A 13,138-nucleotide genomic window follows, 5' to 3' on the forward strand; every position below is an offset into this window, starting at 1 on the left:
AGTTCATCACTAGCTCTATAGGTAAGCTTTTACACTACCTACACTTCCATCATTTATTTTCCTCTTCACTACCTCCTTTATATATAATCTTAGACATAATTATTTCCTCTTTATCAATACATATCATTATACTGCAAAAGGAAGAACAAACCAATTGCAGTCGGTTATTTATTTTCGTACTCATCAAATGACCAAAGTGGCGCTTGGTAAGCTTCAACAGTTAAATATGTCATATATTCATTAGCTGTTACTGTTAATACGTCATTAACTAATTCATACAATCTAACATCGCTGTCTATCTTCTTCCACTTTTTCACTTTAAGAAACTTCCAAATGTCATCATCTGTCACTCGGTCGTAACCGAACATTTGAAACTCTTCTACTTTACTTTCTAAAACGACTTGTAACTGTCCGCGGTATGATTCTACCAAAGCCTCTCTATCTAACATCTATAAACATCTCCTTCTTATTTCAGCACGAAAAAGTCGCTTTAATCCCGCTCTAATGGACAGCAATAACTACTTTCAAGAGCACTATCATACTTCACTCTCTTAAATGCTTGTCATTCTTGTCTCGTACGTGCATATAAATTATTGTAAATCATTCCATTGATTTTGAGAAGGTAGGAGAAGAACATGACGAGACAAAGCTTTTTAAAAGGCGCATTTATTTTAATGATAGCCGGCTTTATTACAAAAATACTCGGCTTTATCAACCGCATAGTAATGGCACGTATTTTAGGAGAAGAAGGCGTTGGTCTTTATATGATGGCCGTTCCTACATTCATTTTAGCAATTACATTGACACAAATTGGTCTTCCTGTCGCAATCGCAAAATTTGTAGCAGAAGCGGAAGCTGTGAACGATAAACAAAGAGTTAAAAAAATATTAACCGTATCACTAGCTGTTACATCCGTTATTAGTATCATTTTAACAATCGGAATTATGTTCCTCACACCTATTTTAGCAAAAACATTATTAACCGACGAAAGAACCTACTATCCATTAATGGCCATTTTGCCCGTTGTTCCTGTTATTGCTGTTTCTTCTGTGTTGCGTGGTTACTTTCAAGGGAAACAAAACATGAAACCTAGCGCTTATGCGCAAGTTCTAGAACAAGTCGTCCGCATTACCATTATCGCTATATGCATTCAATTATTTTTACCTTACGGCATAGAATATGCTGCAGCCGGCGCTATGTTATCAGCTGTTCTCGGTGAAGTTGCATCCTTATTATTTTTACTCACGTTATTTCAGCGAGAAAAACATTTATCAATACGCTCTGGATTTTTCACTACTGTAAAGGAAAGCAAAGGGACATTTTATTCTCTGATGGATATTGCCCTTCCAACTACAGGAAGTCGTTTAATCGGCTCCGTTTCATATTTTTTTGAACCTATTGTCGTTATGCAAAGCTTAGCAATCGCTGGTGTCGCTGCTTCTGTTGCAACCCAGCAATACGGTATATTAAACGGTTATGCATTCCCGCTCCTATCACTACCCGCCTTTATTACATACGCTCTCTCTACAGCGCTCGTTCCTTCTATTAGTGAAGCAATGGCAAAAAGACAACATAAATTAGTAGAGCACCGTTTACAACAAGCACTTCGAATTTCATTAATTACCGGCGGATGGTCTGTCGTTATATTATACGTATTCGCTTCTCCTGTTTTAACTCTTATGTATGGATCAGACAGCGCAACAGCATTCATTCAACTTCTTGCGCCTTGTTTTTTATTTCATTATTTCCAAAGTCCACTTACCTCTGTTTTGCAGGCTTTAAACTTAGCAAGAGCCGCAATGATGAATACATTTATTGGTGCCATCGTGAAATTAATCGTTATTTTTGTACTAGCATCAAGGCCAGAGTTTCAAATGATGGGGGTTGCACTTGCTATTGCTGCAAATATTGTAACAGTAACATTTCTTCACTACGCTACTGTTTTAAAAAAGATTACATTTACCATTTACGCAAAAGACTATATTTTCGGCGGACTTGCCATCGGTATCGCAGGCGCCTTCGGTTTTTATCTTCATAAATATATTATTTTCTCTCATTCCCTTGGCATACAAACATTATGGGAAATCACTTTAACAACAATTGTTTATATCGTACTTCTCTTCACTTTCAAACTCATTCGAAAAGAAGAGTTAAGTCGTCTCCCTATCATTCGTAAGCTTTCATTTTTGAAATAAGGTGAAACTTTAATCAGTGGGGTAATCTCCACTGATTATTAGTTATACTAATCATTCTTACTCTTCCAAAGGATAAGTCTCTAATTTTCTTTTACATCAACAAAAAATTGTCCATTTTGAAAACTACAGTATAAAATTTGTGTTATATCGTTATAACCTAAGTTTTTTAATTTCTCAATAAGCCATTCATCTGTATGCTCAATCATTTGTAAATGACTAGATTGAATTTCTCCATCAATAATAAGAGGAAGCGTAAACTGCAATGTATCTTGTTTATTTTTTTGTTTTTGAAAGACAGATAACTTCCCAGACGGTTCCAAAATAGCATATTCTACATCCCGAATATCTCCAACTCCTTGTTCCCTTAATTGCATCATTAAATCATCAATATTATATCGTTGGTTTCTCATCTTTTTTTCATCAATCTTTCCCGCATTAATAATAATTGCTGGTTCACCTTCTATTAAATGCCGAAATCGTTGAAACTTTAATGAAATGACTGACAAAATGATTTGTATGCACATAAGAAAAGTCATCGGAACTAATTGATGCCAAAGTGATTTATCGGTATTTTCAATTGCTACTACAGCCATTTCTCCAAGCATAATAAATACGACTAAATCTAATACACTTAGCTCTCCTATCTCACGTTTACCCATAAGACGAAAAATAATTAAGATGATGATATACAAAAGCATTGTCCGTCCAATTACCGATATCCATTCCATTTCTACATCTCCTTTTTTACGTATAGACTCCCCTATAAAAAAGAAACTAGTCTAACTTGAGCAAAAGGAAAATATGCTTGTATTAAAAAGGGGGAATGCATAAATGGATGGAACGAAAAAATTATCAACTGCAATTGGCTTCGGTATTGTTACGCTACTAATTCTCGCATCTATTACTAGTATGATTATGGCTCTTTTATTAAAGTTTACGAATATAAATGAAGGGACATTAACCGTTACTATTTTTATACTCGCTCTTTTATCTATGCTTATGTCTGGATTTACTGCCGGCAAAAAGGCTCAAGGAAAAGGTTGGCTAGTAGGTTTCACAACAGGGCTCACGTTCACTATACTCGTCTTTCTAGTTAACTATTTAGGCTTTTCTCAAACCTTATCGAACTCACAATTACTATATCAATTAGCATTAATGGGGGCGAGTACACTCGGTGGTATTTTCGGTGTAAATATGTCAAAGCAAAGTAACTAAAAAAGGCCCTGCACATTTCATGCAGGGCCTTCCACATTAGTTTTTCACAACTTCACGAATCGCATTGCGATCGAAAGTTAAGTGTGAACCACCAGATTTAATAACGATTTTTGTCTCATCTACTGATTCGATTGTACCGTGTAAACCACCGATTGTTACGATAGCATCACCTTTTGCTAACTCACTTTGCATTTGAGCAACTGCTTTTTGACGTTTTTGTTGCGGGCGAATTAATAAGAAATAGAAAATCGCAAACATCGCAACGATCATAACGATATTCATCATACCTGCATTCATCTTTTGTTCCTCCTTTTAAATTATGTATTAGAAGTTTTTAGCATTCGGTTTATTAAAGCCATACTGTTCAAAGAACTCTTCGCGGAAATCGCCAAGACGGTCTTCACGAATAGCTTGTCTCACCTGCTCCATTAAGTTTAACAGAAAATGAAGGTTGTGATAAGACGTTAAACGAATTCCGAACGTTTCATCACATTTCATTAAGTGACGAATGTACGCACGTGAGTAGTTTTTACATGTGTAGCAATCACAGTTTGGATCAAGCGGACCGAAGTCTCTTGCGAATTTCGCATTTTTTACAACAAGGCGACCTTCACTTGTCATACACGTACCATTTCGAGCGATACGAGTTGGAAGTACGCAGTCAAACATATCAATCCCACGAATTGCGCCATCGATTAACGAGTCAGGAGAACCTACACCCATTAAGTAACGAGGCTTATTATCTGGAAGAAGTGGTGTTGTAAACTCAAGAACACGGTTCATAATATCTTTCGGTTCACCAACAGATAAACCACCTACAGCGTAACCAGGGAAGTCCATTGAAACAAGGTCTTTCGCACTTTGACGACGAAGCTCTTCGTACTCCCCGCCCTGTACAATACCGAATAAACCTTGATCTTGCGGACGTTCATGCGCTTTTAAGCAGCGTTCTGCCCAGCGGCTCGTACGCTCTACAGATTTCTTCATATATTCAAAAGTAGCTGGGAATGGTGGACACTCATCAAATGCCATCATAATATCTGAACCTAATGCATTTTGGATTTCCATCGCTTTTTCTGGTGATAAGAATAATTTATCTCCATTTAAGTGATTACGGAAGTGAACGCCTTCCTCTTCAATACGACGGAAGTCACTTAAACTGAATACTTGGAAACCACCAGAGTCTGTTAAGATTGCACGATCCCAGTTCATAAATTTATGCAAGCCGCCTGCTTCACGAATAATTTCATGACCTGGACGTAGCCATAAATGATACGTATTACTTAAAATAATGCCAGAATCCATTGCTTTTAATTCTTCTGGTGACATTGTCTTAACTGTTGCAAGTGTACCAACTGGCATAAATGTTGGTGTATCAAATGAACCGTGCGGCGTATGCACACGACCTAAACGGGCACCCGTTTGTTTACATGTCTTAATAAATTCATAACGAATTGCTGTCATAACTTACTCCTTTTATTTGTTTCTCATTTTAGCGTGAGATGCAACGAACATTGCATCACCGAAGCTAAAGAAACGATATTTTTCTTTTACTGCTTCATTATAAGCATGAAGTACATTATCTCTATTTGCAAATGCACTTACAAGCATAATTAATGTTGATTTCGGTAAATGGAAGTTTGTAATTAAACCATCAATTGCTTTAAATTCATATCCCGGATACATGAAAATATCTGTCCATCCAGAAGCGGCGCAGAGCTTACCGTCATGATCTGTTGCAATTGTTTCTAACGTACGAGTTGATGTCGTACCTACAGTAATAATACGTCCACCATTCTCTTTCACACGATTTAATAATGCCGCTGTCTCTTCAGACATATGATAATATTCTGCGTGCATATGGTGTTCTTCAATCGTGTCTGCAGAAACTGGTCTAAATGTTCCAAGTCCTACGTGAAGTGTAATGAATGCTAACTGAACGCCTTTTTGCTTTAACTTCTCAAGTAACTCTTCTGTAAAGTGAAGTCCCGCAGTCGGCGCTGCTGCTGAACCGATTTCTTTCGCATATACTGTTTGATAGCGATCGCGATCTTCCAGCGTCTCTTTAATATATGGAGGAAGCGGCATTTCCCCAAGTTCATCTAAAATTTCATAGAAGATGCCATCATATGAAAATTCAAGCTGGCGTCCACCTTGATCTGCAGTTCCTGTGCAAGTTGCTTTTAATTTCCCTTCGCCAAAAGAGATAACAGTTCCTTCTTTTACACGTTTCGCTGGCTTTACAAGCGTTTCCCACTTATCACCTTCTTCTTGTTTTAAAAGAAGTACTTCAATGTGCGCGCCTGTATCTTCTTTCACACCGTGCAAACGAGCAGGCATAACTTTCGTTTCATTTAAAACTAAGCAATCCCCCTCATGTAAGTAAGAAAGAATATCCGTAAAATGTTTATGCTCAATATCACCTGTTTCACGGTCTAACACCATTAATCTTGATGTTTCACGATCTTCTAACGGGACTTGTGCAATAAGTTCTTCTGGTAAATGAAAATCAAACAGATTTATATCCATAGCTATATCCACCTATTTCTTATTTAAATCGATTTATTATATACATAATAAAAGATAATACAATACTTAACACAATACATGTAATGATAGGAAAATAAAAGGTAACGTTTCCTTTTTTCACAAAAATATCGCCTGGAAGCCTTCCAATGAACTTCCAAGCTAATCCAACAACGATGAGTAAGATCCCGGCTGTAATAAGCAGCTTTGGCATCTCCGTCATACTTTTGGTATCTCCATTCCGAAATGTTCATACGCAAGCGGCGTTACAATTCGGCCCCTTGGCGTTCGTTGTAAAAAGCCAATTTGTAATAAATACGGCTCATACACATCTTCAATCGTATGAGATTCTTCTCCAATTGTTGCTGAAACCGTTTCTAATCCAACTGGACCGCCACGGAATTTCTCAATAATACCAAGCAGTAATTTATGATCAATATGATCTAGACCTAATTTATCTACTTGCAGTAGCTCTAATGCCATTTGTGTAATTTCCATCGTAACCGTTCCGTTACCACGAACTTGCGCGAAATCACGTACACGTCTTAAAAGACGATTCGCAATACGAGGTGTACCACGAGCACGTCTTGCAATTTCTAATGCAGCTAACGAATCGATTTCAACTTCAAATACTTCTGCTGTACGTTCAACAATCGCAGAAAGCTGATCTACTGTGTAGTACTCTAACCTTGAAAGTACACCGAAGCGGTCACGAAGCGGTGCCGATAATGCTCCAGCACGTGTTGTTGCTCCAACTAATGTAAATGGCGGTAAATCTAGGCGTACAGAACGTGCTGAAGGCCCTTTTCCAATTACAATATCAAGGCAAAAGTCTTCCATCGCAGGATACAATACTTCTTCAATTGATCTATGCAAACGATGAATTTCATCAATAAATAATACATCCCCTGGCTGAAGCGCTGTTAATACAGCAGCTAAATCTCCTGGTCTTTCAATTGCGGGACCTGAAGTTGTTCTAACATTAACGCCCATCTCATTGGCAATAATATTCGCAAGCGTCGTTTTACCAAGACCTGGTGGTCCATATAAAAGCACGTGATCTAACGTTTCTTCACGCATTTTCGCCGCTTCAATAAATACTTCTAAATTATGTTTTGCTTTATCTTGGCCAATATACTGACGGAGCGTCTGTGGCCGTAATGAATATTCTAAATCCGCATCTTCATATGCAGATTCCCCTGAAAGGAGACGTTCGTCCATTATACTCACCTCTTACCATTTAGTAAAAGACTAAGTGCCTTTTTAATATACTGATCCGTCGTTAATGATTCTTTTAATAACTCTGGTACAACACGAGAAACTTCGCGTTCTGCGTATCCAAGTGCGCGGAGAGCTTCCAGTGCCTCATCAAGCTCAGCTGATGAACCTTTCTTCTCATCAAAACGTTCTGTGTCTGAGAATAAATCAACAAATGCATCTGGTACGACATCTGCTAGTTTTCCTTTTAAATCTAAAATCATTTGGCGTGCTGTTTTCTTTCCGACGCCTGGGAATTTCACTAAAAACTTCTCATCTTCATGCTCAATCGCTTGAACGACCTGTCCTGTTTGACCAGAAGCTAAAATTGCAAGAGCTCCTTTTGGCCCAATGCCAGACACGCCTAACAACTTTGTAAATAATAAACGCTCTTCACGTGTTTTAAACCCGTAAAGTGCCATAATATCTTCTCTCACATAATGATATGTATAGACACGGATTTCTTGCTTACTTCTTTGAAATACATACGGATTTGGTGTGAAAATTTGATAACCAATTCCATTATGATCAATTACGACATATTCCGGCCCTACATACTCCACGTAACCTGTAACATATTCAAACAAAATACGATCTCTCCCTCTTAAATCATGTATTCCATTTTAACATATTTAATGATAGAAAAGCGAGACTGCCCCAACAAATGTTCTCCACTTGAAACTTCTGTTATTTTCCATTGACAGAAAGGTTAAAGCACCTTAATATACAGAAGTCGATAATGATTATCAATACTAATTAAAGGGGTTACATCAGGATGAAACGTAAGCTATTTATTTTATTTACTATTATGCTCGTTGTTCTTTCTATCGTTGGATGTTCTTCTCAAAAAGAAGAATCGAAGGCAAAAGAACAACCGAAAACAAAAGTTGTAAAACATGCTAAAGGTGAAGCTACAATTCCAGTAAATCCAAAGAGAATTGTTGACTTATCTGGATCAACAGAAGAACTATTACTTCTTGGACACAAACCTGTTGGTACAGCAAATACATATAAAGATAAAATCCAAAATCACTTAACAGACAAGTTAGATGGAGTAAAAGCAGTAGGTTGGTACTGGGCACCTAAAGTTGATTTAGAAGCTGTTACTGCTTTAAAACCAGACTTAATTATTTTAAACAACCGTCAATTGAAAATTTATGATCAACTAGAAAAGGTTGCACCTACAGTTGTTCTAGAAACAAACTTAGAAGACTGGCGTGGTAAGTTTAAAGAAGTAGGTAAGCTATTTGACGAAGAGAAGAAAGCAGACAAATGGATTGCAGACTACGATAAGAAAGCAGACTCTTTATCTAAAAAAATTAAAGAGAAAACAAAAGATGAGAACTTTATGTTCGTTGCAGTTACACCACAAAACTTCCGTGTATACGGTAGCTTCGGATACGGTGACATCATCTTTAATGACTTAAAACTTCCAGCAACAAAAGGTACGGATTTAAAACAAACGATGGCGCAAGTATCACTAGAAGGTCTAGTTGCATTCCAGCCTGACCAAATGTTTATTGTAAACTTCGGCGGCGAAGCTGATAAAGTTTACGAAGACTACAAAAACAGTGCCGTTTGGAAAGACAATAAAGCAGTTAAAAATAATCACGTATATGAAGTATCAAATGAAGTCTTCAATACGAAAGCATTCAATCCAATCGGAAAAGATATGCTAATTGATGAAATCGCAAAAGAAATTTTAGCTAAAAACAAATAAGAAAAAAAAGCAGCTCACCATGAGCTGCTTTTTTTCTTACTTTGAACTGCGTATTGCTTCATTTTTTCAATCGTCTTCACAAAACCTTCTTTTGATTTAATACGAATGCCACGTTTCAATTTCGCACGTTCATAGCTCTCAAGCTTTTTCATATCAATTTGAAAGAAAGAATGGATCGCATTATCACTTTTCGGTACACCTTTGAAAATTTGTAATATCCCTTCCTCTGAAACACCAAAATACCCGCTCGTTTTCAATAACGGAGAAATATCATCAACTTTCTTTTGCAATACAATTTGTACATCATCACGATCAACGAGCTGCCATTCTTTATACTGCTGTAAAAACTTTTCTAAATCCGTCACTTTTTCTGTAAGTATTTCTTCGCTTACTTCGCCATCAACATACATACGCTCTAATAAAATTGTAACCTCTGGTTCTTTTTTCGTTACTTCTGGTACTGGCCCTTCCGCCTTCACATTCGTTCCATAAACGAAACAAAACATCATAACGAAAGCTTGCATCGCAATCAGTATCCATTTCATTTCCGTTCACCTCTTTTAGGCAAGATCATACTTTCATTAGTAGTTTTTCCGGAAATGGGGGTTTTATCCATATTACATTTCTTTCGAAAAATAAAAAATGCAGATAAGAGTTTACCTCATCTGCATGTATCATTTACTTTTATATAAAATGAAAGACGCCTGCAAAGCAGGCGTCTTGATGCGTTTACGGCGAGAGACCAGGCGACCACATTCGCGTGTTTAGCACTTAAGCATATCTCTCGTCTTACGTAAATTAGCTCATCGCTTTGCTAATATAACATTAATAAAGTATAAGTGCAACATGTTTATAAAAATATTTTATTTCCTCTTTCATCCAAATTATTTTATGTAAATTATAAATTGATAATTGCAATATATATGTTACAATTAATGTGACAGCGAAATCATAATAAGCAGGGGATGAATATTATGAAAAAAATAAAGGATGAACGCCTCATTCTTCAAATGTTAAAAAACATACGTATTGTCTTTCTTTTTCAATACATTGGCGTAGTTGGAATTTTAGGCTATATCGGATTCACTGAAGGCATTGATCAAATTACGAAATCTCCATTGTGGCTATTATTTATGTTTACAAGTATTTTACTTGCTTATTTACAGTTAAGTGTTTCAATCGATGTAGAAGAAGGCGGAAAGGAAATACAGTTAACTCCTTATTACAAACTTGTCTTCCACTCCCTTATTGTAGGAATCGTTACGGCTATTATTTATATTATTTTCAGTCCAGAAAGACCTCTATTTGAAGCTATTTCAACAGGTAGTATTCTTTTCATATGCTTTTTAGTTTCTTATTCCGTTAGTTATTTTATTAAAAAACGTCGCTTACAAGACAACGATGAATAAAGAGGAAGGGCTATCCCTTCCTCTTTTGTTTTGTTATCGCACTGTACCAGTTAAACCGTAACGAATGTCTCGGAACATATTCACTATGTCACGATTAAAATCGTTTGTAACTGTACCGTTACGTAGACGCGTACTCATTGCATCGACACGAGTAAACATATCATTTCTTACAGAAACATATACGTTTCTGTTTCCAACTTCATTTGCAACAGCTTGACGAATTTCGTTAGCCATCGCCGTTTCATTTGTCACTGTGTTACGTGGTTTTACCGCAATCGCTACATCGTTTCCATATACAACTGTAGACACACGGTCTACGTTATTCATACGTTTCACACGATTTGTTATTCTTTCAGCTGTTTTACCATCATTGTTAATGTATGAATTGTTCATTGTAATATTACGAGTTGGATGCGGATTAGCAATTTGTCCATTGTAATTTACATCTCGATAATAATTGTATCCTGTATCGTTACGACCATTTCTATATGTTACATAATCTGTATAACGATCATTACGTGTCACATTATCACGATACTGGTGTGTATCATTATAAGATGTACGCTCGTAATTGTAGTTACGTCCATCCATTGCATTGTTATCTTTCGGTGTACCACATGCAGCTAATGCACTGGTAACTAACAAAGAAGCAGCAATCACTTTTACTTTCGTATTCAATACAAAAACCCCCTCTGTTAGAATGAGCTTCTCTACTGAAAAGCTCCCTCTTATGATGAGTAACCGAGAAGGTTTTTACACTGTTAATATTTCACTGGGAATTTTCTAGCACTTCATAAAAAAACTTCATTTTCTTAATTAACAGGAATGTAAAAAAGGCGGGAATACTCCCGCCTTTTTAAACTTCTTCTTCGTCCTCTTCTTCTGAAACGGGCTCTCCAAATACATTCGGTGGATCTGGTTGATAATACATCGTTCCTGGCTGTGGTGCATATGCAGACTGAGTTGGTTGGTAATATAAAGGATTCGCATATTGCGGACCGCCTGGTTGTGGACTATATAGTCTACTTTCTCCTCCGCATCCACAATCTTCCTCACCCTGCACAAGCGGCGGCATATTATTATCCATTGGCATCATATTCTGGTTTGGCATAGACGTATATTGCGGTCCAAACGGCGCTCCTTGCTGATATGGCATTTGATATGGATTTGGTTGTTGATAATACGGATTCGGCGGCATCATGGGCTGTTGATACGGCATTTGATAGGGCATCATATTGGGTGGTTGATTGTTATCCATAATCGGCATCATATTCGGCATTTGATTGTTATCCATAATTGGCATCATATTCGGCATTTGATTGTTATCCATAATCGGCATCATATTCGGCATTTGATTGTTATCCATGATCGGCATCATATTCGGCATTTGATTGTTATCCATGATCGGCATCATATTCGGCATTTGATTGTTATCCATAATCGGCATTATATTCGGCGGCTGGTTGTTATCCATAATTGGCATTATATTCGGTGGCTGGTTGTTATCCATAATTGGCATTATATTCGGTGGCTGGCTGTTATCCATGATTGGCATTATATTCGGTGGCTGGTTGTTATCCATGATTGGCATTATATTCGGTGGTTGGTTGTTATCCATGATTGGCATTTGAATATTTGGCGGTATGACTTGTGGAATAACTACATTTTCTTTCGATACATTTGGCGATACTATATTCCCTACGTTTTCTTTTTTCACTTGCGGTGACACTATATTCCCTACACTTTCTTTTTTCACTTGCGGTGACACTATATTCCCTACATTTTCTTTTTTCACTTGCGGCGATACTATATTTCCTACATTTTCTTTCTTCACTTGTGGCGATACTATATTTCCTACATTTTCTTTCTTCACTTGCGGCGATACTATATTTCCTACATTTTCTTTCTTCACTTGCGGCGATACTATATTGTTTTTTTTCGTTTGCGGAGAAATGATATTGTTAGGTTTCATTTTACTAATTTGAGGAGCAATTAACTCGCTTCCTTTTTTTATTACATCTGAAATTTTATATTCTTTTTTCGGTTTTATTGGTGGTTGTGGCGGCTGCGGTAATACATTTACCGAAAACTTCGTGTTTTCTTTTTCCGCCGGTTTTTGTTTTTCTATCACAGGTGGTTTTTGAATAACAGACGGTTTTTCAACTGGTTTTTCTTTTTGAATTGGCTGTTCTTTTTGCACCTCTTTTTGCGGTTTCACCTGTACTTCTTTTTGTGGCTTTACCTGCATCTCCTTCTGTGGTTTCACCTGTACTTCTTTTTGCGGCTTTACCTGCATCTCCTTTTGCGGTTTTACTTGCACTTCTTTTTGTGTTTGTTGCATAGCTGGCTGCTGTGTAATTGGTGCTGATTGATACGTAACTTCTTCTTCATCTTCTATTCCAAGCGGAGTTGGTGTTGCTGCAAATTCTTTTTGCTGCACTTCTTTTACGTATTGCTTTGGAGGCGCTGAACCTGCTCCAGCCTGTTGTTTCATGTGAACACTCTTGGATGGCACTTTAATTTTCATACCTGGCATAATTAAATCTGGATTACTAAGTTGTGTATTTGTTTTTTTCAACGTGTCAAAATCCACTCCGTACTTTTTCGCAATTTTCCAAAGGGTATCCCCTTTTTGCACGATATGAATTTTCAAATTTTCCCCCTCCTGTATAACTTATCTATAAGTAACAAATCTCATGAAGTAACTCTTTCTAAATAACATTAACTTCTTTTCACTTTTATCACTTCTTCGATTTTCAATATCATTCGAAGCGGAATAAGCATAAAGAACCACAATGATTTCTTCAAAACAATGT

Annotated in this window: 14 protein-coding genes and 1 pseudogene; 4 read left to right on the forward strand and 11 right to left on the reverse strand. The window is 37.0% G+C overall.

The features are described from left to right. Positions 1 to 164 precede the first annotated feature (164 nt). Positions 165 to 449, reverse strand: a complete 285-nt coding sequence (locus tag ACUN13_RS03475; RefSeq protein ID WP_000886980.1) for a post-transcriptional regulator — start codon at positions 447 to 449, stop codon at positions 165 to 167. Between the two features lie 186 nt (positions 450 to 635). Between ACUN13_RS03475 and spoVB the strand changes: the two genes are divergently transcribed. Beyond that, positions 636 to 2,195 carry a stage V sporulation protein B gene (gene spoVB / locus ACUN13_RS03480; RefSeq protein WP_000198301.1) on the forward strand — a complete coding sequence of 520 codons (1,560 nt, stop codon included), beginning with the start codon at positions 636 to 638 and terminating at the stop codon, positions 2,193 to 2,195. Positions 2,196 to 2,275: 80 nt separating this feature from the next. On the opposite strand, the gene ACUN13_RS03485 is transcribed toward spoVB, so the two are convergent. Next, positions 2,276 to 2,923 (reverse strand): DUF421 domain-containing protein, encoded by a 648-nt coding sequence (locus ACUN13_RS03485; RefSeq protein WP_000454838.1) that lies wholly within the window; start codon positions 2,921 to 2,923, stop codon positions 2,276 to 2,278. A gap of 103 nt (positions 2,924 to 3,026) precedes the next feature. Here ACUN13_RS03485 and ACUN13_RS03490 point away from each other — a divergent pair, with 103 nt between their 5' ends. Next, positions 3,027 to 3,410 (forward strand): TIGR04086 family membrane protein, encoded by a 384-nt coding sequence (locus tag ACUN13_RS03490; RefSeq protein ID WP_000349148.1) that lies wholly within the window; start codon positions 3,027 to 3,029, stop codon positions 3,408 to 3,410. 36 nt (positions 3,411 to 3,446) lie between these two features. Here ACUN13_RS03490 and yajC read toward each other — a convergent pair whose 3' ends face one another. The 6 genes from yajC to ruvA are packed head-to-tail and all read right to left on the reverse strand — an operon-like array spanning position 3,447 to position 7,780. Next, positions 3,447 to 3,707, reverse strand: a complete 261-nt coding sequence (gene yajC, locus ACUN13_RS03495) for a preprotein translocase subunit YajC (RefSeq protein ID WP_000991115.1) — start codon at positions 3,705 to 3,707, stop codon at positions 3,447 to 3,449. A gap of 27 nt (positions 3,708 to 3,734) precedes the next feature. Further along, a complete protein-coding gene (gene tgt / locus ACUN13_RS03500; protein WP_000125365.1) occupies positions 3,735 to 4,874 on the reverse strand; it encodes a tRNA guanosine(34) transglycosylase Tgt in 1,140 nt (379 codons plus the stop codon). Between the two features lie 12 nt (positions 4,875 to 4,886). Next, the gene (gene queA, locus ACUN13_RS03505; RefSeq protein ID WP_000354014.1) at positions 4,887 to 5,939 is read right to left on the reverse strand and encodes a tRNA preQ1(34) S-adenosylmethionine ribosyltransferase-isomerase QueA; all 1,053 of its coding nucleotides are present in this window, start codon (positions 5,937 to 5,939) and stop codon (positions 4,887 to 4,889) included. Positions 5,940 to 5,958: 19 nt separating this feature from the next. Then, on the reverse strand, positions 5,959 to 6,159 hold the full coding sequence (locus ACUN13_RS03510) for a DUF2905 domain-containing protein (protein WP_000138162.1): 201 nt from the start codon (positions 6,157 to 6,159) through the stop codon (positions 5,959 to 5,961). Beyond that, positions 6,156 to 7,157: a Holliday junction branch migration DNA helicase RuvB gene (ruvB, locus tag ACUN13_RS03515; protein ID WP_000344449.1), complete on the reverse strand. Its 1,002-nt coding sequence runs from the start codon at positions 7,155 to 7,157 to the stop codon at positions 6,156 to 6,158. Before ruvB ends, ACUN13_RS03510 begins: the two co-directional genes overlap by 4 nt. 5 nt (positions 7,158 to 7,162) lie before the next feature. Next, entirely contained in the window at positions 7,163 to 7,780 is a 618-nt protein-coding gene (gene ruvA / locus ACUN13_RS03520) for a Holliday junction DNA helicase RuvA (RefSeq protein ID WP_000464511.1), read from the reverse strand. Between the two features lie 188 nt (positions 7,781 to 7,968). On the opposite strand from ruvA, the gene ACUN13_RS03525 reads away from it, so the two are divergent. Continuing rightward, the gene (locus ACUN13_RS03525) at positions 7,969 to 8,913 is read left to right on the forward strand and encodes an iron-hydroxamate ABC transporter substrate-binding protein (RefSeq protein WP_000823606.1); all 945 of its coding nucleotides are present in this window, start codon (positions 7,969 to 7,971) and stop codon (positions 8,911 to 8,913) included. Positions 8,914 to 8,927: 14 nt separating this feature from the next. Here ACUN13_RS03525 and ACUN13_RS03530 read toward each other — a convergent pair whose 3' ends face one another. Continuing rightward, the gene (locus ACUN13_RS03530) at positions 8,928 to 9,458 is read right to left on the reverse strand and encodes a BofC C-terminal domain-containing protein (RefSeq protein WP_000871192.1); all 531 of its coding nucleotides are present in this window, start codon (positions 9,456 to 9,458) and stop codon (positions 8,928 to 8,930) included. 429 nt (positions 9,459 to 9,887) lie between these two features. Between ACUN13_RS03530 and ACUN13_RS03535 the strand changes: the two genes are divergently transcribed. Further along, the gene (locus tag ACUN13_RS03535; RefSeq protein WP_157797754.1) at positions 9,888 to 10,322 is read left to right on the forward strand and encodes a branched-chain amino acid ABC transporter substrate-binding protein; all 435 of its coding nucleotides are present in this window, start codon (positions 9,888 to 9,890) and stop codon (positions 10,320 to 10,322) included. Between the two features lie 33 nt (positions 10,323 to 10,355). Here ACUN13_RS03535 and ACUN13_RS03540 read toward each other — a convergent pair whose 3' ends face one another. Beyond that, positions 10,356 to 11,000, reverse strand: coding sequence for a YhcN/YlaJ family sporulation lipoprotein (locus ACUN13_RS03540; RefSeq protein ID WP_001093536.1), 645 nt, complete (start codon positions 10,998 to 11,000; stop codon positions 10,356 to 10,358). 1,818 nt (positions 11,001 to 12,818) lie between these two features. Then, positions 12,819 to 12,975: pseudogene (gene safA / locus ACUN13_RS03545) on the reverse strand (SafA/ExsA family spore coat assembly protein); the annotation flags it as partial. Positions 12,976 to 13,138: the final 163 nt, after the last annotated feature.

Source organism: Bacillus cereus group sp. Bce041 (assembly GCF_052646455.1).